We start from the raw sequence: 26,300 nt of genomic DNA, 5'->3' as shown, positions 1-26,300 counted from the left end.
ACCCGAAGTCACCCCTGCTCAACCAGCATTTCTGCCAATTTTACTTCGAGTTCTGACAATTTGATTTGTCGTTGTTCACCGCCCCGCAAAGGCTTAAGGGCGATCTCCCCATTATTAAGTTCATCCTCACCCAGGATCAGTGCAAATCGGGCCTGGCTTTTATCTGCCTTCTTCAATTGGCTCTTGAATCCACCACCACCACAATGGTTGATGAGACGCAGTTCAGGCAGTGCATCCCTAAGCTGCTCAGCCAGTTTCAGACCGACCCTTTCCGGTTCTTCACCCAAAGTCACCAGATAGACGTCAGGAACCGGCAGACGTTCCGTCAAATCAATCTCTTCCAGCAGAGAGATCAGTCGCTCAATCCCCATGGCGAAGCCAACCGCAGAGGTCTCTCTGCCACCCAGCTGTTTCACCAGGCCATCGTAGCGACCACCAGCACAGACAGTACCCTGGGCACCCAGGCTGTCAGTGACCCATTCGAACACGGTACGACTGTAGTAGTCGAGACCGCGCACCAATCGGGGATTTTGCACATAGGCCACCCCAGCCAGATCGAGACCCTGACAGATCGCCTCATAGTGGGCACGTGAGGTGTCACCAAGATGTGCCATCAGAGTTGGCGCCTCAGCAATCAATTCGGCCATCTCAGGATTCTTGCTGTCTAGAATCCGCAGCGGGTTACTCTCAAGTCTTCTTTTACTGTCCTCATCCAGCAGGTCAATATGCTGATTGAAGTAGTCGACCAACTGATCGCGATAACTCGCCCGTTCCTCGGTTGTTCCAAGGGTGTTGATCTGCAGCTCCAGATCATTCAGGCCCAGTTCCCGCCAGATTCTGGCAGTGATTAAAATCAGCTCAAGATCGATATCCGGCCCGCTCATGCCAAAGCTCTCGACACCAATCTGATGAAATTGCCGATAGCGCCCTTTCTGAGGACGCTCATGGCGGAACATCGGCCCCTGATACCAGAGCCGCTGGGTCTGATTGAAGAGCAGACCATGCTCAAGCCCGGCGCGGACACAACCCGCAGTACCCTCAGGACGCAGGGTAAGGCTATCCCCATTGCGATCCTCGAAGGTGTACATCTCCTTCTCAACAATATCGGTAACCTCGCCGATAGAGCGCTTGAAAAGGTCGGTCATCTCGACAATCGGCATACGGATTTCCGCATAGCCGTATCGACTCAAAACCGAACGTACCCGGTCTTCGAAAAACTGCCAGACAGGGGTCTGTTGGGGCAGGATGTCCTTCATCCCGCGGATGGCTTGGATCTGCTTTGCCATTGGACTCAAGAAAAATGGATAAAAGCAGGCAAGATTACCACGTTATGATGGGCTAACCTAGCCCGGATATCTTATCTGAGGCGATTGGGATGCGGTTAATATGGTTTGCATCCGCGATCATAGTGATGACTATTAAAAAATCAGCTGTGTGCGCAGAGAAGGTGCCGGGTTAATAATGACGTATGTCATGCATATTCGCTGGAAGATTGTAGCTAAAACCCCGGGACGCACAAAGAAATGTATTGATAATTAAGATTGCCTATACTTAACTGATAGATAGTAGAGGGAGCGTAAATGGTGTTTCAAGCACAGGAGATGCTGATATGCCAAGTCACATTAGGCGTGCGGAACAATTTGAAAGGGAAGCCCAGAGGGGAATCGGGCATGTTAAAAGTCCTGAATTAAAGGATGTCATCAAGAAACTTCGCCTCTATCACAATAATGCGGCAGTGAATGGTTATCTGCATAATCACATTCTGACCGACCTGAAAGATTCCATCACAAAGTGGTCACAAAAACAGCCAAAAGAGTTCGCTGCCCGCCTGGGTCCTAATTTAGCTCATGAGGTAATGGTTGAGCTTACTTCGAGTAGTGCGGAGCATCTCAATCTGGTAAATGGCGATATTCTTTTTCGTTGGGTCCCTCGAGGCATTGATCAACGTAAACCTCTGCAGGGTATTATCGCTGCAGGTCAGGATCGTCAAGATCAGACACAGTACAAGGCTTATGGAGACAGCATTAATCTGGGTGTTTCAGTACTGGTCATACAACATGTTGGCATTTACTCTGACGGTGAAGTTATCGAAATTGGTGAAACTGGATTAAAGAAGAATCCCGTATCAGAACGAGTTAACTTCGACCTGGTCGTACGTAGCAGACTGTTTGGTCATATGATTAATGCCGTTGCAAAGTCTGCCCGTTGCGGACTGGCCTATATAGGCAGGCCGAAATATCCGGTTTGGGATCTGGCCACTTTAAGTTTTAAGCCACATCCAGGGGCACGTCTTCTGGTCGCTAATCAGTTCCTACTCAAACGTTTGGATGACTCATATCGAAGCGGGGGCATGAGTAATGTCTTACAGCAAACGGTTATCTGTTCCCACTTTGTTAATGCAGTACTCTACGCAGCTATCTGGCCTAACGGAACACTTGCGACAGCTACAGACCATACCTATGATGATATCTTCAAGATCAGTCCTGCTGAGATGTGGAAAGATTTCAAACTTAAACTGGGAATATGGTCCAGAGCACAAGCTGTTTTCATCGGCCTCCAACACAAAGGAAAAGTAGACAGAAACATGGACCCCCGTCAACTTGGAGTGGGATTGTCTCAACCACCAGTTCCTAAAAAGGCCGAACGACCAACCATGGCCTGATACTAAAGTCCAGACCCGTAATAGTGCATACTCTTGTACCGGGATGATAACTTCTTTCACATGGGTTACGTTGAAGAAAAGGAACTTTAGAAACCAACACCATACACTTTAAAGGAATCATTGGGGCCTAATACTTGTATTTAGAATTCCTAGAATTTAATAATGTATTAATATTTGATACCCCATACACATACCAATGCCAAACCAATTGTGAATTGTATATTTTATTGTCATTTGCACGCAAAATCACGGCTCAGGATTATTAATAGCTTCTCTATAAACATCACTAGATTGTTACGTTATCTTTTTGTTCATTTATGACAAACGGGTTGTTCTTTTTCCACCATTCTTTACCTAGCTTTTTTATATCGTCTGGCACCATTGACAGCCAATATGAGTCACGATCCAAATATAGAGCAAATCCAGAAGCACGAATTCTATCCTGCTGATTTTCGCTATATAGTGCTTCAAATGCATAGGCCCATGAAAATTGAGGTTGTATAACCTGGTAACGTTTTACCCAGTTAAGAGCTAAGTCAAGAAAACGCTTATCACTGGTATAGTGAAATAACCATTCAGAGATCTCAGTAATTTGATACCAACTAAAAAGTGGTCTCCATTTTGTATGAGGTATTTTATTAAAGGCTCTATTTAATATCTCTAGACTTTCATCTATATCTCCTGTGCTAGCGGATATAATTGATTGCGTGAGTAGAATATCAAATTCGCTATCTTCATTGATTTCATGGTTGGCGATTGTCTTGTCCAATGCTTCCAGAAACTTTATATAATTAGTTTTAATCGCTGACATTGCGATATATGGCAGTGTAAAATTTGTAGATAATCGTTTTTTATAAACCCCATTACTATCGTAATCAGTATCAGCTCTTAATACTAAGTCTTGCAGATCATTTTCTAAATAGTTAAAAAATGCTTCCTCATACGAGCCCGATCTGAATTTAATATATGAATCCAGATAGTTTTCATATTTGTTGTATGAATGATCTAACACTTTATTATTAAATTCAGTATTATTGTACTCTATGCAATGATTCGCATTATTTTGACAATTACCATAACTAGCCACACCCGACTCAACAGCCATCATTTTTAACAAATCATCTCCATACGCCCTAGACATATCTTTCATACTGCCTACTGAATGAAAAATAGAAAGATCTTTTTTTATTGGAATACGATCTACAGATTTATTTAGAAAAATATAGCGGGCCGCTTGATTCCTGAGCATATCCGACGCTGAACTAATAATATATTTATTTACAAACTTCTCATTAATGCCATTCTCTTTTGCTTGTATACGCTGACCGACAAATAAAGAAGTCCATAGTTGAGGGGATTTATAACGCTCAACAAGATTTGAAAAACCTGAGTAAGCTTCTGAGTGAGCACCTAATAGATGCATCATTACCAAATAATCACGGTAAGCAGATTTATTGTTATACCTTTTACCTCGCCTTAGGGCATACTCCATTGCCGTACCGTAATCATGCTTCATCATCGCAATACGCTGTAATGATGCATATCCACTTGCAGACCCAGTATTAAGATTACCAGCCAATTTGTAATATTTTTTTGTCTCTTCATGTCTCCCATGCCAATAAAATTCATTACCCGCATGATAAGCCCTATTAGCTAGATGGACCCTGTTAGCATCAATCTTACCGGAAAACCCTTCATAAGTAGAGTATACCTCATCCGCTTCAGTATATTTACTTTGTCCAATCAAGAGATCCCCAAGTTGAATGTATGCTTTCCAATTAGTACGATCGTTTTTAATGGCTTTTTGTAGTATATCTATTGCTTTTTCATCCTGATTATCAGCAATCATTCTGCTTGCAAGATAGACATCTCTTTCGGGATGCCCAATATATCGACTCTCAAGATAAATGATGAGCTTTTCGTCACTCCATTTTTGACTATTAGCAGTGAATTTAAGTATATTAAAATTTTTATTATCGTAAGGGAGCGCTTGTTCAGAATCGCCAGATAGCACCTTCGACGCAGCAACGACATAACTTCGAGGAACATCTCTTTCGCTTAAACTATAAAAACGTGGCGGTAGATTACTGACTAAACCTTTCGAGGATTGCAAAACATCTTTTCCAACTAACTCCGAATACAGAAGGTCCAGATCATTTGCCCCAGAGTAACTTAATACCAATTCACAAAGCTCAAGTGCCTTTTTATAGTAGAAGGTTTTATCATTATCTGACTTTTTAGATGCCAAACCTGCAGAAGCTTGCGCATAGAGTCGCGTATAGGTTGGATGCCCTTTTAATTTTGATTCGAGATTAAGAGCATAATCATGGGCAGTATCAAAATTACCATGCACATTCACAGATCTATTCAATCTTCGCAATAAGTTTGCTAACAAATTATTTTTGTAAAAACTCCATAGATCACTATTATGTAGCTTGTTATTATACTTTAAACAACAACTATCATTCACAGAATCCTCAAGTCTATTATGGAGTACCTTACCAACAAAATCGTCACTTATTTGATCAATATTTAATTCACCACTCAATGCTTGAGCTTTAACCTGACGTTCATAGTAGATATCGAATTGCGGATTGAGTCCTTTCAAACCAGAGATAAACAGGGTGTTATCCGGCGCATACCAAACATCATTGTCTCTCGCCACACCTGAAATTAGACCACTCCAAGGCTTAGGGCTATCTTTGACTACTACATCTAGATCTTCTTCGATTGCATAGGCATATTGAATTTCTTTTAACTCAAAATAGCTCATCAACTGAAGCAAGGGTGAATCTATTGCACGCGTATACCGCTTCAAGTCCTGATAATTACCGTCAAGATAGGCTTTAAGAGCCAACTCTTCAGGTTTAACGGCATCACTCAGACCACCTAATGCTACAGGTTTGCGCGTCAAGTGAAATAACGCTCTTGATTTAAGTAGGTTGTATCCCTCTGATGATGGATCGACTTCTGAAAGCGCCATTAGGGATCTTTCAAATAACCGATCTCTCTCGTACCTCAGTATTGAAGGCGTCATCAATGCGAACAACTGCAAATAAGCAGCATGATCAATTGGTGACTTTAATTTCTTTACTAATTCATCTAGGTTTTCAGGAAGTGTCACAGACAATAACTGTTTATTATTCGCAAACTCGTGATGCAGTTTATTGCCAGCAGGCTTATTTACAGCCTTTCCAAATAGCTCAGAAACAATCTTTTGCGACTTATTTTTAACAACACTTTCCAATGGATTCTTTAGAGAAGTCTTTTGCAGATCAAGAATGATCTTGTTAACTATTTTTCCGTGTTTGTTAGCTTCAACGACAAGTAATTTAATCTCTTTTGAGACGGCTTTCATAGCAGTGTTATCAAGATAGAGATAGATGATATTAGAATCTAATTTTTGTGCTAATTCATTCACCGCATCAACATTAAATCTTCTTCTTCTCTCTCCAAGAGACCGAAGCGCGAGTTCAGGGGACATAACCCTCATCCCCGTCTGGATTTCTAATGCATTTGCGACCCACCGAGCCGACATAACTCGCCCAACTCTGTCGTAATATGGTATCTTTTGCTGTAACGGCAACACAATAACATCATATTGACTCCCATCCAGCTGAGAGAGATGATTTTTACTCACTTCATCTTCCCAGTCAGATAGCCTTTCATTTTCACCCTTTCTAGATGTCATTATTTCTGACTTAAAAAACTCTTCGTCAAGCTCAGCAACGTCATCAAACTCTAGAAGCTTTTTAAGAATAAACAATCCATAGCTTTGCTGCTTCTGAAGTACTTTATTACCTGAATTTAAATGTAATGCTGAATCAGATTCTACTGTCTTTTTATTAGTTAGATTTGTTAACAGCGCAGAATCATGCTGCTCTCTTCTGGAATTAGTGAATAACAATATAGCTAGTAAAACCAAAAGCAGTGATATCAATATAGTAATGCGTTTTGATTCCTTTACTTTAGTCATTTCATTGATCCTCTATAACACATACAAAATTATCTATATCGATATAACTAACAAACTAGAATTAATTTATTTATTTCACAAAAAAATACATAAACGATATACATTGAAATATAAATAAAACAAGGCGATACATTTGTACACTTGGTGGTACTGATTTTAAGTAAGCGTGCGAGAAAGACAATTCAAACTCTAATACAAATCCCAGATTATTATTCGTCCTGATCTTTACTGCAGCGATACTTTTAAAATATAAGTGGTACTTATAACTTGCATCTTACGTTGATAAATAGACTTCTATCAAGTAACAAACTTAATTAACCCGCTCTTCTTATAAAAATTACTTATAGCATAAATCAAATGATTTTTAATGCACAAAACTAACAGCTATCGATCCCACTAGATGCTAGACTATATAACACGGATCATTACTAAAATATCTTACAAATCTGCAACAGTAATAGCACCTAACCAATTCACCAATTGGATTGCCTGAATTCAATATACTAGGATGAAAAAAAATCCCATCCAGAAAACTGGATGGGTTTTATGATTTAACTAATTCAGCTTCCCTGCTCTATGTACATTCCCTCTTAATCATCAATAAAGTGAGATATATTCGCATTCAAACCACGTTCGGGTCTTGTGAAGTCATGACATGTTGAACAATCCACACCCTTATCCTTGACATGCTTTTCGTGCACTTTGGAGAAACTCATACCACCCTTGTTTTCGTGACACTGAGTGCAGACCTCAGACTCACTCCCTTTCAGGCCATAGCCCAGATCATTCGCCAGATCCATTCGTAACGGACCACCGCTGAGACTTTCATGACATGATCCACACTCAAGCGCTGCAGATGAGTCTTCCACTCCATGGTTAAGGGTTTGAAAAGTGTGAACCTGCTTAACGGTATAGCTATCTCCAACCCTTCCGGTCTGTTCGAGTGCACTCTGTACCGCCGCGTCGAAACTGCCTGTGCGGAAAAATTCAAAGGTCGAATGTGCGATCAAGCTGTTTGTTGCATCATGCACTGCAGATTTGGAAGTATGCTCCTTCATAGGATAGATCTTCGCATTTTGCATATCCACCCAACCATTGGGCAGACCCAGTGTAATCGCCTCACTACCATCGTCCAGAGTAGTTGATGGGTAATCAGCCAGGTTTTCTCCGAGTACATAGACTTGGCTGGTACCATCAAACCATTGATATGTCGGAGTGAGATCTGACGCCTTGTCCTCTCTTGGCAACCAACCACCTCGACCATTACATGCCGCAGCAGAGAAGTGAGGATCTTCCCAATCACGATTGGTCTCTGTTGGCATACCCTTGGCATAGGTTGGAATGTGGCAGGTTTGGCATGCAACCCGTGTGGCATGTTTATCACGACTGCTTCCAACGCGGTTACTGTAATCACCATGAGGCTGATCGTGGCAGCTCTCACAGGTAAAATGATCCGCTACATCATTAGGCCTGAGATCGAGCCCACGCCCTTGCAACCGATGTCCACCCGCATCATGACAATCAGAGCAGGTAAGATTCTCACCACCAGCACTCATGTGGATATCGATTTGTGGATCAGGATCGATTAAAGCCGATGACATGTCACCTCGCTTGGTACCATCACCACCACCAGCCTTGGCGTGGCAGTTAAGGCATGCCTTCCTGGTTGTCGCATGTACAGATTGTGCTGCACTTACTCTGTCTTGCATCAAAGGCGTGCCTCCAAGACCAACCAGAGTACTGTTGGCATCTGCCGGCTCAAAAAGGAAATCAAGGCTATTTTGATCTACTACAGGTATACCCTGCGAGCCGGTTCTAACAATTGGATCCAGGCTTGGATCAGGTTTTCCATCCGCGCCAATCGAGACGATTTCAAGTGGCTCGAAGTCACCCGTTGGGAATCTTTTGTAGCTATCCTGATGGCACATCAGGCAGTCTATATTACTCAGTTCCGCCGATCTCTCAGCCTCAGCCAGAGGCAGTTCCGAATTGGGGAATCTTCCATTACCCACATGACAACCCGCACAGGTAAAACGTGGGGAGTTTTCATGAGAACCGCAGTAGGTATTGATACCAATGGCACCATCACCACGTTCACCGGCACGGGGCAAGCCATTACTGCTGAACGGTGTGACGTCATTGATAAGATTTATGGCATCTCCCGACTGCTGATAGTGCACTGAACCATGCATTGCAACCGCTTCATCTTCATGACAACTGATGCAGGTTGCAGGGCCTTCATAGGATGTGATGCTGGCATGCGCCTCTTCCGCTGTAGTGAAAGGTCCTGATAGTGTTGAAGCAACAGTAATCAGCACACTATCGGCGATACTTGATTCGCCTTCGGCATCAACCACCACCAGTGAATACTCGTATGTGCCCTCAATAAGGCTCACAGTGGGAGAAACCTCATCAGCAGGATCAGGTGAACCAGACCAAATGTAGTCGACGACAGAGCCGTCAGGATCGGATGAGCCGCTGGCATCCAGAGTCACAGTAAGGCTTGTTTGTCCTACTGCTAACTGATGAAGCTGATCGATACCTGCATCTGCAACAGGCGCTTGATTTTCAGGTATAGGAGGTGGTTCGGATGAGCTTGTTGGTGAACAGCCTTGCGGGATATTTCCAGTCTCACTACTGATTACATTCTGTTCCAGTGTTTGAGCGGTATCTTTATTGACCACCCGAATCCGACAAGGAAGCTGTGCTGGCGACCGTAACCTGGCTTTCAGGGTCTCTTTTCGCAATTTACTGTCTGCAAGCACCTGGGTAGGGTCATAAGCATTATCTATAAGGAGCCTTTGTCCCTTCTCGGCTCTGGCTTCAACGATGAGAACAGATCTTTCCGCCTTCCATAGCGCCCTCTCAATCTTAAAGTCACCACCAACTGCTGACCCATTAAAGAGAAAAAAGAAAATCACAATAGACAAAAACCAGTAAGATAATCTGCTCATATTCCACATCCTATCGTCTTTAGGTATTAAACAAGGCAACAGCTGTTGTCCTGTGGCGCCAAGCACTATATCGCCTTTTTTATGATTGCTTAGCACTCAATTGAAGGGAAAGGTCAACCCCAACAACGTTAAGGAAAATGCTAATTAAAGCCGCAGTAAAAATCTGTGAGCCGGTCACCCCATTAGTGTATTAGTATCTAGTGAATGTTGATTTTGGGAATTTGGTCACAATTTTTTTAGAGCGGGATTCTCACGATTCAGTGACCAGTAAAGCTCTTAGGATTTTAAAGTTATGTAGAAAATATATATATAGAGAGAGATAGTAGAACCGGTGTTACTTACCAGATGAAATCTTCTGCATTTCCTATCTGATAACTTTCGAATAGAGTGTTGATCCTCCCCCTCAATAACAGACAAATCTTTATAAATTAGTTTTATCACAATAGATCTCATAATTGTTTTCCAGGTATACAAGGGGGTACTCCACCTTCAATAATTTATAACTTGAATAGTGTTTTTTATCGGTTCGATAAGTTGTATTTAAAAAACAGCAAAAGTGCATTTTGCTATTGGGCAAAAAGCATTGTTGCAAAGGTAGCAATCAAGACCATACTCTTTAAGAAGTGATTGGAGATTTGCTAATAGATATTCAAGGGATATTTTCAGAGTCTTCCAGTAGGTCAACTCAATAAAAACAAAAGAGACCGGCAATGGCTTTATACAGCAACCTGAAGTTGGTACTTCGCGACCGGTTTCTTCGCCGCATCTTAGTGCTATCTACGATAGTAATCTTAATTCTACCTGCCGCCGGACACTTCTTTGTCTATCCACTGTTCGAACTTGCACTCATAAAAAATACCGAGCGCGAGGCTGTTCGAGCAGGACGTTTCTTGGCAGTCCATATGAATTTAATAGAGACTCGTTTAACTAAGCAGAATCTACCCAAGGATCTAGAGAAACATGGCAAGGACGCAATAACTTACCTGGGACTGGTCAAACTCAAGCTGTTCTCAGCCGATGGTACAACCCTCTTTTCTACTGAGCCTCGCGATATCGGTATACGCAATGAGCACAACTATTTCCATAATCAGGTATCAAGAGGGCAGCCATATACGAAGATGGTAGAGAAAAATCAATTGTCTGCGGAAGGGCAAATCTACCAGGCAGACGTAGTTGAAACCTATGTACCGATAATGTCTCAAAAAGGGGAATTCGATGGTGCCTTCGAGACCTATTACGATGTCACTCCGAGAATCACCTATATCGATAAACTCACCAACTACCTCACACTCTCCAGCATAACAGGTGGCATTATTCTACTGGGGATATTGATAATGTTGCTGTTCCGCGCCAGTAGCGCTTCTCAGCAGCGACGAAGAACAGAGGAGAAACTGCGAGAATTGAATCGCCAGAATGAGATGATATTGACCACGGCAGGTGAAGGAATCTTTGGTGTCGATCTTCATGGCAACATGCTTTTCGCTAACCCAGCTGCAATATCCATGATGGGTTGGCCAAAGGAGACATTGCTAGATAGTAATCACCACGCCCTGGTGCACCACACTAAAGCCAACGGCGAGCCAAATCCACCAGAAGAGTGTCCGGTTCGCAAAGCATTCACTGAGCTGAAGACAATCCACAGCGAAAAAGAGATATTCTGGCGCGAAGACAACTCAAGTTTTCCTGTGGAAATGACCGCCGCACCGCAACTGGATGACGGAGAAGCTTCCGGTGCAGTGGTGATATTTCGGGACATAACCAGTCGTCTGGCATCTGATCGGGCATTGCAGGAGGCCAATAAAAAACTGCAAGAGCTGGCTCGTATAGATGGGTTGACAGGAATCGCCAACCGACGCTCATTCGATGAGATACTGGAAAACAGTTGGTATGATCATACCCGTTCTGGTGAAGAGCTCTCCTTAATAATGGTGGATATCGACTATTTTAAATACTATAACGATTCTTACGGACATCAGGCTGGGGATGAGTGTATCAAGCAAGTAACACGAGCCCTGAGCGAAAGCCTATTTCGTCGAAACGATCGCCTGGCCCGTTACGGCGGCGAGGAATTCGTACTGGTGCTGACCAATACCAACTCTCACGGTGCAATGCTTGTGGCAGAGCGTCTCCGAAAAGCAGTGGAAACTCTTCAAATCAAACACGAACATTCAAACGTTAGTGACTGGGTAACAATCAGCATAGGGGTTGCAACCATTATGCCTAGCTATGAAATGAAGTCACAGAGCTTACTGCGCCAGGCGGATGAGGCACTCTACCAAGCCAAGGCAGAAGGAAGAAACCGTTGCATAGCGTCTGAATTTGTTACAGCAGAGTAGTCCTAAATTCTTTTTGTTCAACGTTCATCGAATGCCTTGGATATCCAATAACCAACTCTTGCTATTCATCGTAAATAATATTGGGGACTGAATACCGATAACCAAATGAGTAAAGAGAACCAAACAGCCTATCCAACATGGCAGATACTACTGCATCGCCTGGTCTCGATTAAGCCTGGAGAGGGCCCCGCTCTGTTCTGGTCCTTTCTGTACTTCTTCTCGCTTCTCAGCAGCTACTATATTCTTCGCCCTATCCGGGATGAGATGGGTATCATTGCTGGAATTGAACAGATGCAGTGGTTATTTACCGGTACCTTTATTGCTATGTTACTGGTTGTACCTCTATTTGGATTGATCACTTCCAGACTACAGCGTAAGCAGTTTCTACCATACGTCTACCTCTTCTTTATCATTAACCTGCTACTGTTCTATCTGATTTTCGAAACCGCCTTCTCATTGACTTACGCTGCCCGTGCCTTCTTTATCTGGCTAAGCGTATTCAATCTGTTCGTTGTTTCAGTTTTCTGGAGCTTCATGACAGATCTATATCGAAACGACCAGGCGAAACGACTATTCAGCTTTATTGCTGCTGGGGGTACTATAGGCGCCCTCACCGGCCCTCTACTGACAGCAACGCTGGTACAGCGGCTTGGAACCAGTCAGATGCTGTTGATCTCTGCTGGATTGCTTGGACTTTCAATCCTTTGTATTCAAAAATTAATAAAATGGCAGAGAGAAGAAGAGAGCGAGGTAGCAGTAACCCAAGAGAGAGAACGTCCCCTTGGTGGCGATATATGGGATGGTGTTTTGCTGGTAATGCGTTCATCCTACTTACTGGGAATCTGCCTGTTAATGCTGCTATTCACCCTCCTCTCCACCTTTCTCTATTTTCAGCAGGCACAGATAGTCAAAGAGGCAGTAGCAGATTCTGAGGCGCGTACAGCACTCTTCGCAACGATTGATTTCGCTGTCAATAGCCTGACTCTGATTATACAAACGCTTATCACAGCCCGCCTGATCAAGGGACTGGGGCTTCGTTGGGTTCTGGCACTGACTCCCCTGCTACTCAGTATTGGGTTTATAGTGCTGGCCCTGTTCCCTACACTACCGGTACTGATAGGTCTACAGGTTATGCGACGTGCTGGTAACTACGCAGTGATGCGCCCTGCGAGGGAGATGCTCTATGTGGTACTCAACCGGGAAGAGAAGTATAAAGCGAAGAATTTTATCGATACAGTTGTCTATAGAGGAGGCGATGCAGTCAGCTCGTGGATCTATACCGGTTTCCGAAGTATCGGCATAAGCCTGCCCGCAATCGCCTGGATAGCCGCCCCCATATCCCTCATCTGGGCATGGGTCGCCTTCAGACTGGGTGAGAGACAGGATCGAATCGCAACTCAATTCAACGCGCCAAAAGGAGATGAGTGATATGAATAAAGATAATTTCCAAACAGCAAGACGGACTCTTCTGAAAACAATTGCTGGTGTTGGTGGCAGTTTACTCCTTACTCCAGGCGTATTGCTTGCTTCTCCACGTCGTCTCATCGAGAAAACCATACCCGTCAGTGGCGAAAAGCTGCCGGTGATCGGCATGGGTACCTCCCGCACATTTGACTCAGGAGGTAACCAGTCACAGTTACAAAACCTGGGCAAAGTGTTGGAGCTATTCTTTGAACAAGGGGGAAAACTGATCGACTCCTCGCCAATGTACGGCAGTTCTGAGCAGGTGCTCGGCCGCTTACTGAAGTCAATATCAAAACGGGAAGCGCTGTTCTCAGCAACCAAGGTCTGGACCGACGGTAAGGCATCAGGCATCCACCAGATGGCTATGTCTAAGAAGCTCTGGGGTATTACGCGCTTTGATTTGATGCAGATTCACAACTTAAGGGACTGGCAGGTTCATTTAGAGACCTTGAAAACAATGAAAGCGGAGGGACAACTTCGTTATATCGGCATCACAACCTCTCATGGTCGGGATCATGATGAGCTATACCAGGCACTTGAGAAACATCCATTCGACTTTGTTCAATTGAGTTATAACATCGCGAACCCGGAAGTGGAACATCGCCTGCTACCATTGGCCCAGGAAAAGGGCATTGCAGTTATTGTCAACCGACCTTTTGCACGGGGTAGTTTATTTAAATTGACAAAGGGCAAATCACTACCGGACTGGACTGAAGCATTCGGTTGCCACAGTTGGGGACAGTTTTTTCTGAAGTATGCTGTATCCCACCCAGCAGTTACTTGTGCCATTCCAGCAACCAGTAAGACGCACCATATGGTTGATAACATGGGAGCTGGGTATGGATCTCTACCCGATGCAAAGACTAGAGAGAGGATGGCACGCCACTTCGCATCACTTTAAGTGCCACTCAGATGGAAATCAATAGCTTGCGATGACCTTGTCTTTTAGGCTGATCATACCGGGTCTGACAACGCTTGCAGTAATCCCCCCATGCCCACGCATTGCATTGTAGCCACCTTCACCTAAAACCAATTCCATTTTACTACAGGGATGACATTGCCCCCTGTATTTCAAAATAGCTTCACCGATTTGAAAGTTCTTATTCTTAAGCGCCAATAGATTGATTCCTGAAACGACTATATTTCTACGTAACTCCTCCGGTAAAACAGAGTCTCTATGAAGATATGCAGCTATTACTTGTAGATGTTCATATTGAATCAAAGTCACCTGCCTGGCACCTCCGGGACGACCACTGAATCGATCACCGAGCAATCCTTTATCAAGATCCACCTGAACTGAATTGAGACTATCCATAGGTTTCCCACGTGCAGGTCTAACACCAATCCATTCGACACAGCCTGTCTGTGGAAGATTGCTCATGAGGTCATGAATAGTTTTAAACTTAGGCAAAGTGTACCCTCTTAAATTAAGGGGTTAGCGGTAATACTCACTCATAACAATTGCTATCCTGATGACAATAGTGCCTTTTTTCACTCCCTCATCCTTTGCCTGACATGCTTATTAAGGCGTAATCCTAAATCGAGATGTGAAAGCATAACGCATTAGGGAGGTAAAGATTATAAATAGCAGCGTGTCTGATATGAGGAAGGGTAGCTCCCCTCTCACCTTGTGGGAGAGGGGCCGGGGGAGATGGGGGGGAGTATTCATCAACCGCATCAAACACTTGATGTCCAACCTCTCTTCAATCCCTTCCCTATCAAGATAGAGTGGTTATATGCTTGTTTCTGGATGATTGAGTGTTAAAGAGATAGCAACAAATTGGTCTAATCTTTCTCAGCCCACTCCCGTATCTTACGCTTAAGCTTCACCTCCACTTTGTCACTAATTTCCCCCCACTCCTCACCTGTTTCAGGCAACTCATCCTCTTCTGCCCACGCTTTCAATTTCCACATAACTTTCTTTTCTACTTTTTCACCAATTTCATCCCACTCTTTATCACACTGCTTCTCTTTTTTAGTTTTACAGCTTGCATGGCACCCTCCTCCCCAAACCATAATAACACCCAGCAAGAAACCAAAATCGTACCAACCGCCGCTATTATCTACTTCATATACAGCAACAGCGTCATTAAACAGATGTATAATCAGACTGATAACTGAAATCACACCGTGCCAGAGGCCCCAAAAGAACCCAGCGGGGGTCTCATTTGAAAATTGAGCATCACCTGCAGTGCATGAAGTGACCAGAATAATTACAGGAAAGACAAGCAGAAATCTTGTCACATAAGGTTTAAAAACAGGCATCGAAATCACCCCTATTGTTGCTTCTCACTTTCTCCAAATCCACTCTCAGTTGCAGAAAAGCACACAACAAATCTTAGGGCCTGTTAACAGGCCCTAAGATAATAATAGCTCAATCTTATAAAAAACGGGATTTTATGGTAAGGCCTACAGGCGATCAACCATGCATGATCCAACTTGTTTAATCAGAATGCATGCTGCAATAGTTAACGGCTCAGCACTGCTTCATTTACAATAGACGCTGACGCCGGATCATCCGCTTCGCTTCCTTTCATTAACCGGCATATCTGCTCTTAAATTCTCAGCACAACCAACTGGATGATCAGCTACATGCTTTAACTGTCTATTATGAATATTAGACAACACTATTATGGAACATATTGATCCTAGTAAAGCCAAGCCCATATCTGATTGTGTATCCCAAACATAGCCCTGGGTTCCAAGAAATGCTTCAGCATTTTCGCCTGTAGCCAGGGCTACCCACCACTCTATTAACTCGTAGAATGCACTAAAGGCTAAGCAGATTGAGATAATTATTACAACCAACCAGACTTTACCATTGACTATGTTTTTTCGTATGAGTATTTCCCTTGCGAGAAGTGCTGGTACAAAACCCTGAAAAAAATGACCCACCTTGTCGTAGTTATTCCTCTCTGCGCCAAAAAGTCCATCAAAAAATGGTACTTCAGCATAAGTGTAATGGCCACCGATCATCAACACGATGCAATGTATTAATATAAAATAATATAGTATCGGAGTTAATCTGAAGGAATTATAGGTTAATGCCAGCAACACCCCACCAACCAGTGCGGGAGCAACCTCAAGAAACCAGGTGAAGTGATCTTTCGGATCCACACCAGACCACACCAGAACGGCTAAATAGATAATTATCCAAAAGTACTTAATCTTAGATACTCCTTTCAGCACTTATTAGCATCATTTGAATTGCTGTTCGACTAAAATCCTCAAGCGTATGAATAGCTGTTGGCTTTCAATTTATTCAGTCAGATTCAACATAAAATCAATTTGTTAAACATAATTATAGATGACTGGTATTTTTCATTTCCACTCATACCGTAACTCGTTGTGAATAGGATGGCTTTTCAGGAATATCACGATTGTTCTTTCCTGGCGCATTCATAAATATGGTCTTATATTTACATTTGGTCTCAATGCACTCTATCGATTTGACTAATTTTACTGATTGCATCTGCTACCAACCGTCTGAAATGACTACAAACTCCCTTAAATGTTAGATTTCGGCCTAAACATGACACTATCACTTCAGACTACCGGTGCAGATTACTGGATTAGTGGTTCGGCATGTGATCCCCATGTGAGGTATCAAGTGGGATAATGTACTCAAATAATTGAGGGCCACCCTATGCCGTTCCTGTCGTTTTTCCCCATCTCACCTAAGTTGTTTCCTAAACTTCTACTACTGACCACCATTCTGCTGCTATTGCCCGCCTGTGGTGGCGGCTCATCAAGTGATGATGACTCACCGAATGACGATGGATCATCGGGGGAAGACTCACCTTCGGAAGATAGCGGACCTCCAGGGGATGATAGCCCCTCTGATGACAGCGACACCTCTAACACCACACCGGGTATTGCAGGTAGAACCTGGATATTCTCAGCACCATTTCCCGGAACCCTCAGTGCTACCGCGTCATTCAGTTTTGCTGGTCCCACTGGCGCTACTTTTGAGTGCAATCAGGACAACTCTGGGTGGAGCAGCTGTAGCAGCCCACACGCTGTTACTGATATAACGGCCGGAGAGCATCTTTTTCAGGTACGGGCCAATGTCAACGGTTTAGTCGATAGCCGTCCTGCCAGTTGGCGCTGGGAGTATCTCGATGAGATCTCTGCAGTCGCATCCGACACTAGCCCTTTCTACAACATGGGGACCAGCGTCCCAACTATTTCAAGTCTCGGGAGATTAACCACCCAGTGCGAGGCACTTACCACACTTGAGCTGTTCAATGATCAGACTGTGAATCGAACCTCAGAACTGGCTTGGAGCGGAATTGCCATACCTCGCGAAGTCTCACTCACTGACACTGAAAATCTTGTACTGGTAGGCCCAGGTGAGACCCTTGTTGCTGCCCAGTTTCGCCCGCTTGCACGCTGGAATGCAGCACTATCCGACAGCAATGCACCGCTCAAATGGCTGGAGGTGGCAGCGGTAGTAGCCACTGAACCATCCACTTTATCTAACTACTCTCTTCGGTACTGCGCAACACTACCGTCAGTCACTGACACAAATGCTCTACAAGTCACTACCAACCCCGACGGTACATTGATCGTGGACACCGGCATCAGTCAGGTAACCTTCGACCCAACAGCAGCGACAGGCATCAGTAGCGGCCAGGTGGGGGCGACGACCTTTCGCAGCAGCTTGCTGATTGACGGTGACACATCTCAATCAGGCTCACCTGCTGCTGACAGCACACAATTTCTGTTGGAGGAGAGCGGCCCTGTTAAGACAGTAATAAGAGCCCGAGGTCATGTTAGCGGTTTGACCGGCCCAGGCTGCACCAATCCTCCCGGCTACACCCTGCGTTGGACGTTGGTGCGTGGTAGCGCAGACCTGGGTGTGGAAAGTGACTTCGTCAACGAGTGCGGTGATGGTATGTTCGCCGCTTCACCGGGCGGTGCGATCAATGGTTCCGACTGGTGGAGTCGCACCATCAACATCAGCAACCTAACCCTAACATTTGATTTCAGCGGCATTGACGGCGAGACGGTTACTACCCGTTCAAGCAGCGATATCAGTTCTGTCAGCAATCTTAGTGACACAACGATTGTATTGAGACAGAACAAAGGTGCTGTGGGTAACCCTTCAGGTAGCGATTGGCGTTGGGCACGGGAGACCAGAACAGCCTTACAACCTGACTCCTCTGTAATCATCGACGCTGAATTTTTCTCACTGCCAGTTGCAGGAGTGAGTGATAGCAACCTGACATTACTGGTGCAGCAACCCTGGATGCGTTTCCGCGAACCACAAGGGCTTGCAGCACAAAGCAGTTATGGCTCTGACAGCGTATCTGTCAATATCTATCCTGTCATGTCAGATCTATCCGACCCGTTTGTCCTCGGTGAGGCTCAGGGAATCTGGGGACAAGGACGCCTATCCATCGACACTGCCAGGTTGAGTGATGATGAATTCTCTCTCCGTGCTGCTCGCAACAATGCCGCCATGGAACGAGGTCTGTTATGGCGCACACCGCTATGGTATCTGAACCAAGCCAAAGTATTTCCGCAACTGCCGGAGATATCCGCCGCAGAGATGGATATCCTGGTGCCGTTGATTGAGGGTGCTCACGAGAACACTATCATCGATAGTATTCTCGGCGGCGCACAACGTGATCGTATGAAGGGCTACTCTCTGGTCGGCTGGATAGACTCAATGCAGGAGGGTATCAAGGATGTGATCAACACCAGCCTCGATGAATACTCACCCAGCAGCAATATCTGGAGTCCAACAAATAGCGAACTTTTACTGTGGTTTATCACTGGTGATCCGAAGTGGGTATGGGACTATGCTCTACCTGCCGAGTGGAACCTGTGGAAAAGCAATGCCTACAATACAGGCAGTCGCGGTGTAGTCGGAATCCGTAGTGGACTGGTAATTGCGTCAGGGAGTATTGGTGACGGTGCCCGTTATCGGTCAGGTTATGGTTCCGATGACAAGTTTTATAACCAGGGTTCAGGCAAGGCCTATGTGATCCGTCCACATCGCTCACTGGCAGAGCGATTCCAGGCAGCGGGTGAATCAGTGATCAACCGTTATGTTGATGCAACTGGTAGCCGCGAGGAGACAGTTTCATCACGAGTGATGACCCGTCAGGTGATACAACATCTCAATGCTCTACGTTTTGCCGCCGAATATTCACCAGTGAATGACACAGCTCTACGTAGCAAGTTCAATGCAATGATAGAAGAGTACACCACAGACAACCTTCCCAATGGTCTCTTTTGTTATAGTGATGATGCCGATACAAACCAGATCGACTGCGCCTTCGCACCAAGCGGCGTATTCCATTACGTTGCTCTATGGCAGGAACTCTTTTACAACCGTGCTCTCGATCTGCCACCGGGGAACAGTGAGCGCGAAGCAATTATCAATGCTCTGGCCAAGACGGCACGTCTGATTGATTCCGGCATCCCACGTGACAGTAGTGATGAGATTACAGATTTCTCACCTACAGCCTGGGGTGACAGCTACGTGTGTGACTTCAGTAGCGGAAGTGACATCGTTGAACAGTGCATCAAATATAACTGTACAGGGATGGTTGACCCAAGCGGAGGTAGTTGCCCCACTGATCCTACCTACGATAACGCTCACCTCAACACACTTGGAACAGTGATGCTTGGCAACACACTAGACCCTGGAGTGGTGAGTAACGAGCGCTGCAGTCAGGTAAGACGAGGATTTAACACTAATCTCAACAGCTCAACAGTAGCTAATCATCTTCGTGATAGCGGTTACGGCTGGCACAAGGATGCCTCACAGATGGTACAAACAGTGTTTTATGCTATAGCAGCGGCACAAAATTGCAGCTTGGACTGATCTGAATCTATCACTGCAACTAAAGGGTAAATGAGCTCGGAAGCGGATTAGGCAAAAGTCACTGCGCTATAGTTAAGGGCACCTCTAATAACTGCTTATGCCCTCTGCGTGACCTGAAGCGTGTGGCTGCAAGGCGTGATCCAAAGCAAAATGGTTGTTCCATTCTCAAGCATCACAACGCAGCAGATGCATGCTTCAGGTCGCGCTCTACGGGGCTTTACGAGCCCTCCAGACTCTGCGTTGCGCTTTTTCGACAGGCAATAAGCATGGCTTCAAAAGCACGCCTTGATTGTGAACGGGTCGTAAAGCCAGAGGGCACAAGCAATTAATAGAGGTGCCCTTAAGATGGCTTTATAACAAGTAATATCTTGGATGGTTTGGGCCATGCTCCATCCTATTGCACTTTGTATTAAATATAGACCAAGATATCTAGTGGAGTAGTCCACGTTGATGAAAACATGTCTATATGTTGACTATTCCAAACAGTGTATCAGCATTTAATTCTATAACACCTCTATTTAAGCTCTTTTCAATTTCTTTAAGATGCTCTTGTTTAAACTGGACAAGTTGTTCAGGACTCAATTGATCTATTAAGGATTTGTATCCTGCATTATTCAGTAAAGACCACCACTCATTTATTGTTAAGGAGTAACGAATCGGATAGAGTTCTACAAAGAAGTTTTGATAATTACCAATTGCGATCAACTCATTGATATGCTGCTCTGTCTTAAGTCTCTCTCTAAGTCGTGATGGAGCTACGACTTTGTAATCTGTTTCTAACCTCTTCAGAAAACTTTCTGCATATGGATTAAATGCTTCTTCTGTAAACGAGGAAAAGGCAAAGGTTCCGCCAGGTTTTATTGTTTTGCTTATTGATAAATATGAGCCATTCATATCTGGGTAGAAGAACAAGGCGTAACCACAAGTTACTGCATCGAACATCTCTTTATCATAAGTGATGCTCTCCACATCGCACTGTCTAAATGTGATGTTATCAATACCCTCTTTGTGTGCCTTCTTCTCTGCCTGCTTTAGCATGCCTTGAGATAGATCAATAGCCTCTATTCTTGCATGAGGGTGCTTTCTTGCTACCTCAATGGCAACTAAGCCTGTTCCAGTAGAAACATCAAGAATATTCATACTTTCAGAATAGGGCACTAATTCTGCCATTCGATTTGCCGATATAGCGAAGAACTTGTTCTCATCATATCTTGTTGAAACATCATCAAATGTCTTTTCAAGATTTTTCTTTAATTGATCTGTATCTATATCTTTCATATTTCGAGTAATATCAGCCTTTTGACATCTTATGTGATGGAATTTGCAATAAACCACAAATTATCTGAAGCTATTTTTCAGCAATACAAGCCGCATAACTGTTATGCACTTATTTGCAGAATCTACGTAAAGAGATAAATGAATTTTATATATTGACTAATTAATTACCCGTTTTTCTTCACAGTTTAAAGCCCTATATACTTGCGCCAGCATTGTAGTCAGAACGTTAAACGAGATTGGTTTTATTAAAAAATCTGTAAAGCCAGCATCAAGAATAGCTTTTCGTTGCTCAGGAAATGCATGGGCTGTAACAGCTATCAGTATCGGAGGTGATTTAAGCTCCTTTAATGCTTGATCAGCAACTTCAAAACCGCTGAAATCCGGCATTTGAATGTCAAGTAATACAACATCAAAATGGTCGGCTCTCATATACTCCAAGGCCTCTTGTCCATTGGCAGCTTCAACAAATTGGATGCCAAGCTTGGCTAGAAATGCACTGAGCAGCATACGGTTAATTCCATTATCATCTACGATTAATGCCTTTAGATTAACCCATTGCTCTGCTGTTAGACCTGGTTTGGCTTGAAGTTCTAATTCTGCTTCTACTACTTTACCAGGCTCAAAAGCCAGTTCGAAACTAAAGCAAGAACCCTGACCAGGTTCACTTTTAACATCTAAACTGCCATCTAACATATGCACAAGGTTTTTTACTATAGCCAGACCTAGCCCTGTTCCTTCTGTTCGTCGTGTTTCAAAACCTTCGACACGGGTGAAATTATTAAATATTGTATCCAACTTATCTACTGAAATACCAATACCGGTATCCTCTATATCAAAACGCAGCTTAATTTTACTCCCCGAATTATCGACACAACTGACATGAAAGACCACACCTCCAACGTTAGTATACTTGAGTGCATTAGAGAGAATATTTGCCACTATCTGACGAAGACGTTTAATATCCCCACATAGATCATCCTTTACCTCTTCATCTATCTGTAATTCAAGATATAATCCTTTCTTGCTAACCATAGGTTGAAGCATGATTACCAGGTCATTTAGTTCTGAACGAATAGAAAAGGACTCTTCATAGAGACGAATTTTACCTGCTTCAATGGCGTTGATATCTAAAATGTCATTGATTATGTTTAATAGCGTTTTACCTGCCTTACTGATCTGATCAAGATAATGCTTATGCTTTACTTCTTGCACTTCACTTTGCAGTAACTCAGTAAAGCCGATAATTCCATTCAAAGGGGTGCGCAGTTCATGACTGACCGTTGCCAGAAACTGACTTTTTGCATTATTTGCTTTAAGAAGTTTACTTTCTACCAGTTTTCTATGGTCAATTTCCAGGGTCAAACCCCTGTTCGCCTCATCAACTTCTGCATGGTATTCCCTAAGCTCTTTAATGAGCTTCTCATTATCAAGCCAGAGCTGCGTCTTGCGCTTAATCGTCTGACTGTAACCTTGTGCAGCCCAAAACATAAACAGCATAAAGACCATAAGCATCACTGACATTATATATGTTAGCGCTGTATCCTGGTAAACAAGCAGAATAGTGGTTGGCAACATAACGCAGAGCAGAGAGATAACGTAATTTCTGAATATGGGGGCACGGGCAATGAAGCCTGCAGAGGCCATAAAAACCAAATAAAACATGCTGAGTAGAACGTATTCTATATCGTTTATCAAGTTACTGATTGGACCAAGAAACCCCCATGGGGTGTCATGGATTACGACTAGAATGGTATAGATTCGTAACCATTGAGCTGCATTTTCTTCTGTACCGTGCCGTTTAAACCAACGAGCAGTCAACAGAAAAAGTGTTGCGGTAAAGTAGTTTATACCTACCCAACTAAGTAACACCGTTGTGGATAACTTACCCCAGAACAAATAGGTAATAATAGCGAGTAATAGATAAAACGTGTAAGTGGATTTTATCGCCAGCTCATACGACTCACTTGCCAATTCAAGTTCTAGTTTAGCATCCATTATCTAACGTACACGCTTCTCTAACTGCAGACTGCTCTGTGCATGAGTCTGAATGTCTCGCTCATCAAACCATATTGGACGTAATCGTGGCTGCTCAGAATAAATTTTCGTTTGATCATCATAATAAGGTGATGCTGGATTCGATGCCTGCGAATAGCTCAACAGACCTCTGGCGTTTGGGCCAGTGGGCAGAAATTCGACCACCATCATCCAACTGGAACCATAGGAAATCGGATACCCCGCTGCCTCAGCGCTCAACTGAGACCCTGGCAATGAGGCATAGAGATGACGAGGCAAGAGGGTCCCGTCATTATTTAGATTGGAGGAGAATATATTAAACCCTCCCTCAATTTCGTTCGCGCCAGCCCATGAAAGCTTTTCACCGGAGGCAGTTCCATCCAGTAGGCTTCGTTCAACATACTGCACTTCACCCAATGAAGCATCCAGTGATAAGCCAGCGGATCGAACGGTCGCTATAGCTGTAGCAAATTGCTCCATCACTGTTTGATTGGTGGCGAGGGTATTCGGGGTGCTCAATGGATCAGCTGGATCGAAACTATTTAGCCACTGTGGATTCGTTGCAAAAACTTGTGCGAACTCTCTGAAAAGATGCGCACCACGACTATCCAGATTCATCAAGCCGTCCCACTGGTAGAGTGCCTGACAACCAGCTGCTACATCTACCGATTCATCACCAATCGTCACTTGTGTATTCTCTAGAGAGTCACATAGTCCCAGTAAGTCATCCTGCACCTCTTCGCCAAGATAGTTACGATTGTTAATCAAGACTTGTTCTAGTTCGTCCAATGAGAAGAGATTATCCTCACCGGCAGCATCCTGTAACAACCTTTGCCCCATCCGTGAACGCAGTGTCTGCTGGTAATCGACAGGTCCATAGAGTGTGGAATAGCCACTCAATGGTTGATGTGGATTGGTCAGCCAATAGCTGTCATTGGAGTTCTGCACAAAATCACTTCGCGCCAGCTTGGGCGCCTCTTGATAGGGAACCGGACCTTCGAAATCAAACACTGAGCTATCTCCCGGCAGGATAACAAATCCCGCCATCTCACGCATTGCGATAAGTGTTGGATCTGTGGTCAAGGCAGCTTCTGCCACATCGGATAAATTGGGCACGGTGGAATCATCGATATAAAAGGCATTTCCTTTTCGATCAACTGCCATCGTATTATTGAATATGACACCATCATAATCCTGGAACGCCTGTTGGAATTGACTCATATCACCAGCGAGATTGAGCGCCATCCAGAACTCCATCAGGTCGAGATTATCCTCATTGACATCTTTGATACTGTAAGCAGAGAAAAGACCCGTTGATGCATCTATACCCCACCCAAGTTGATCAGGTACAACTATCATGGGACCAAAATCACTGTAATAGACCTCTTTAGTAAGCGGTACATTCATACCATTAACATTGACATCTATAGTCAATAAACGACTCTCTATCTGTTTGCTTTGACCATCGACCAGATAGGTCATGCCAGAGGTATCCGTCTCGTCCAGACTTAAGCGGTAGACGATAAAGTGCTGCGCGGTAGATACTGTGTGAGTCCACGCTACCTCACGATTAAAGCCAATATTTACAATACCTGGCATACCGGCAAGACTAGCCCCCATCGTATCCATAGCTCCGGGAATCGTCCCCTGGAATTGCCAGAATCGTAGATTACCTGTATGGGGAAAATGGGGATTGGCCAACAACATACCTCCCTGATTTTCACTCTTATCCATACCCAGAGCCCAGCCATTCGAACCCAATCCTTTTGGTTTACTCTCCGGTAACTTGACCTGTCGTAGATCCAATCTCTCTGGTTGATAGACCTGCGCGGCCGCACCTTCCACTACAGACTCAGGCAGGTAAGACTCGCCAGGAGGTGCAGCAACGAATAGAGGTGCCAGAAACTGGCCGGCACCGGGTAGTAGAGCAATCCCTACTGCAAAGGTCACCATATCAACTTCACTGATAGGTTGGAGCCAGGGTCGACCGGCACAACGTGGATCCTGCTGACTGACAGGAGTGACCTCAAGATAGTGGTTGTATCCTTGCGTATATCCAGACAACATGGCACGCAATCTCTCACTCATTAGAGGAAAGCCAGCCTCAGCCTGTGCACGGATATCCAGCGCCTTGTAAGAGAAATCATTAATAAGGTTGAGTGAATCGCCGCTACCTAATACCTGATCCGGCCCAAAATATTTCGATCTCTGGCTACTGTACTTAACTACCTGATCAGCCAACAGACAGAGATTATCCTCTGCAAAGGCATACCCTAAACCGAATGCCAGGCTCTCGAGATTGTCCGCAGTAACATGGGGAACACCAAATTCTGTGCGAATGATACTGACCTCAAGAAAACCATCTTCATCAAAGGTAGTAGGATCTTCATTGTTAGCACTCTTGTCATCATGACAGCCGGTTAATACCAGTGCACATACCAAAGCCAAGTTAAAACAGTTTTTCCAAAAACATACCGTTGTTGTTATCATGAAAATCCTTATATTTTTATCCATTTAAAGTGCATTTAAAATTATGTCGTAATCCATATTCTATTCTGGGACACCCAAACTTTGATCCTAAAATTCTACTGAAAAACGATACCATAATTGCACAATACCCTCTCAAACTATACAAAATGATAATTGCTTTTCGCTGCACTTTGGCCCTGAAACCAACACTTCTCCAGGGATTGTGCATAAGCCTTTATCCGATCAATTGCTCCAACTGCTGTAAAATAGTCCCTACTATAGTGCTTTATACTTTTTACCCAGGAATTTG

14 protein-coding genes are annotated in these 26,300 nt (G+C 44.1%); 5 read left to right on the top strand and 9 right to left on the bottom strand.

Translation table 11 applies throughout. The annotated features are described in order from the left end of the window. Positions 1–8: 8 nt before the first annotated feature. Positions 9–1,286 (bottom strand): histidine--tRNA ligase, encoded by a 1,278-nt coding sequence (gene hisS, locus AC4IFB_RS15825; RefSeq protein ID WP_490780681.1) that lies wholly within the window; start codon positions 1,284–1,286, stop codon positions 9–11. A 323-nt stretch (positions 1,287–1,609) separates the two neighbouring features. Between hisS and AC4IFB_RS15820 the strand changes: the two genes are divergently transcribed. Next, entirely contained in the window at positions 1,610–2,662 is a 1,053-nt protein-coding gene (locus AC4IFB_RS15820; RefSeq protein ID WP_490780680.1) for a hypothetical protein, read from the top strand. Positions 2,663–2,948: 286 nt separating this feature from the next. Here the strand turns inward: AC4IFB_RS15820 and AC4IFB_RS15815 are convergent, their stop codons facing one another. Both AC4IFB_RS15815 and AC4IFB_RS15810 read right to left on the bottom strand, forming a co-directional pair. Continuing rightward, entirely contained in the window at positions 2,949–6,638 is a 3,690-nt protein-coding gene (locus AC4IFB_RS15815) for a tetratricopeptide repeat protein (protein WP_490780679.1), read from the bottom strand. Positions 6,639–7,228: 590 nt separating this feature from the next. Next, positions 7,229–9,592: a cytochrome c3 family protein gene (locus AC4IFB_RS15810; RefSeq protein ID WP_490780678.1), complete on the bottom strand. Its 2,364-nt coding sequence runs from the start codon at positions 9,590–9,592 to the stop codon at positions 7,229–7,231. A 710-nt stretch (positions 9,593–10,302) separates the two neighbouring features. Between AC4IFB_RS15810 and AC4IFB_RS15805 the strand changes: the two genes are divergently transcribed. From AC4IFB_RS15805 to AC4IFB_RS15795, 3 genes are all read left to right on the top strand, one after another. Continuing rightward, a complete protein-coding gene (locus AC4IFB_RS15805; RefSeq protein ID WP_490780677.1) occupies positions 10,303–11,928 on the top strand; it encodes a sensor domain-containing diguanylate cyclase in 1,626 nt (541 codons plus the stop codon). A gap of 105 nt (positions 11,929–12,033) precedes the next feature. Further along, positions 12,034–13,356, top strand: a complete 1,323-nt coding sequence (locus tag AC4IFB_RS15800) for an NTP/NDP exchange transporter (protein WP_490780676.1) — start codon at positions 12,034–12,036, stop codon at positions 13,354–13,356. A 1-nt stretch (position 13,357) separates the two neighbouring features. Next, positions 13,358–14,293, top strand: a complete 936-nt coding sequence (locus tag AC4IFB_RS15795) for an aldo/keto reductase (RefSeq protein WP_490780675.1) — start codon at positions 13,358–13,360, stop codon at positions 14,291–14,293. 18 nt (positions 14,294–14,311) lie between these two features. Here AC4IFB_RS15795 and AC4IFB_RS15790 read toward each other — a convergent pair whose 3' ends face one another. The 3 genes from AC4IFB_RS15790 to AC4IFB_RS15780 all read right to left on the bottom strand — a co-directional run bounded on the left by AC4IFB_RS15790 (position 14,312) and on the right by AC4IFB_RS15780 (position 16,581). After that, complete coding sequence (locus AC4IFB_RS15790; protein WP_490776570.1) at positions 14,312–14,803, bottom strand: MOSC domain-containing protein; 492 nt, start codon at positions 14,801–14,803, stop codon at positions 14,312–14,314. 374 nt (positions 14,804–15,177) lie between these two features. Next, on the bottom strand, positions 15,178–15,657 hold the full coding sequence (locus AC4IFB_RS15785) for a hypothetical protein (protein WP_490780674.1): 480 nt from the start codon (positions 15,655–15,657) through the stop codon (positions 15,178–15,180). A 249-nt stretch (positions 15,658–15,906) separates the two neighbouring features. Beyond that, the gene (locus tag AC4IFB_RS15780) at positions 15,907–16,581 is read right to left on the bottom strand and encodes a DUF2238 domain-containing protein (protein ID WP_490780673.1); all 675 of its coding nucleotides are present in this window, start codon (positions 16,579–16,581) and stop codon (positions 15,907–15,909) included. Positions 16,582–17,038: 457 nt separating this feature from the next. On the opposite strand from AC4IFB_RS15780, the gene AC4IFB_RS15775 reads away from it, so the two are divergent. Next, complete coding sequence (locus AC4IFB_RS15775) at positions 17,039–20,230, top strand: hypothetical protein (protein WP_490780672.1); 3,192 nt, start codon at positions 17,039–17,041, stop codon at positions 20,228–20,230. Positions 20,231–20,692: 462 nt separating this feature from the next. Here the strand turns inward: AC4IFB_RS15775 and AC4IFB_RS15770 are convergent, their stop codons facing one another. From AC4IFB_RS15770 to AC4IFB_RS15760, 3 genes are all read right to left on the bottom strand, one after another. Then, positions 20,693–21,565 carry a class I SAM-dependent methyltransferase gene (locus tag AC4IFB_RS15770; protein ID WP_490780671.1) on the bottom strand — a complete coding sequence of 291 codons (873 nt, stop codon included), beginning with the start codon at positions 21,563–21,565 and terminating at the stop codon, positions 20,693–20,695. A 99-nt stretch (positions 21,566–21,664) separates the two neighbouring features. Continuing rightward, positions 21,665–23,503, bottom strand: coding sequence for an ATP-binding protein (locus tag AC4IFB_RS15765; protein WP_490780670.1), 1,839 nt, complete (start codon positions 23,501–23,503; stop codon positions 21,665–21,667). A gap of 3 nt (positions 23,504–23,506) precedes the next feature. Next, positions 23,507–25,969 (bottom strand): acylase, encoded by a 2,463-nt coding sequence (locus AC4IFB_RS15760; RefSeq protein ID WP_490780669.1) that lies wholly within the window; start codon positions 25,967–25,969, stop codon positions 23,507–23,509. Positions 25,970–26,300: the final 331 nt, after the last annotated feature.

Source organism: Candidatus Thiodiazotropha sp. AKIB8 (genome assembly GCF_058244675.1).
This window is presented reverse-complemented; position numbering and strand designations above follow the sequence as displayed.

Bases quoted from the DNA above. Each gene is read 5' to 3' on its own strand.
- AC4IFB_RS15815 (WP_490780679.1), bottom strand. From the start codon at position 6,638: ATGACTAAAGTAAAGGAATCAAAACGCATTACTATATTGATATCACTG.
- AC4IFB_RS15775 (WP_490780672.1), top strand. From the start codon at position 17,039: ATGCCGTTCCTGTCGTTTTTCCCCATCTCACCTAAGTTGTTTCCTAAA.
- AC4IFB_RS15820 (WP_490780680.1), top strand. From the start codon at position 1,610: ATGCCAAGTCACATTAGGCGTGCGGAACAATTTGAAAGGGAAGCCCAG.
- hisS (WP_490780681.1), bottom strand. From the start codon at position 1,286: ATGGCAAAGCAGATCCAAGCCATCCGCGGGATGAAGGACATCCTGCCC.
- AC4IFB_RS15785 (WP_490780674.1), bottom strand. From the start codon at position 15,657: ATGCCTGTTTTTAAACCTTATGTGACAAGATTTCTGCTTGTCTTTCCT.
- AC4IFB_RS15810 (WP_490780678.1), bottom strand. From the start codon at position 9,592: ATGAGCAGATTATCTTACTGGTTTTTGTCTATTGTGATTTTCTTTTTT.
- AC4IFB_RS15805 (WP_490780677.1), top strand. From the start codon at position 10,303: ATGGCTTTATACAGCAACCTGAAGTTGGTACTTCGCGACCGGTTTCTT.
- AC4IFB_RS15765 (WP_490780670.1), bottom strand. From the start codon at position 23,503: ATGGATGCTAAACTAGAACTTGAATTGGCAAGTGAGTCGTATGAGCTG.
- AC4IFB_RS15795 (WP_490780675.1), top strand. From the start codon at position 13,358: ATGAATAAAGATAATTTCCAAACAGCAAGACGGACTCTTCTGAAAACA.
- AC4IFB_RS15800 (WP_490780676.1), top strand. From the start codon at position 12,034: ATGAGTAAAGAGAACCAAACAGCCTATCCAACATGGCAGATACTACTG.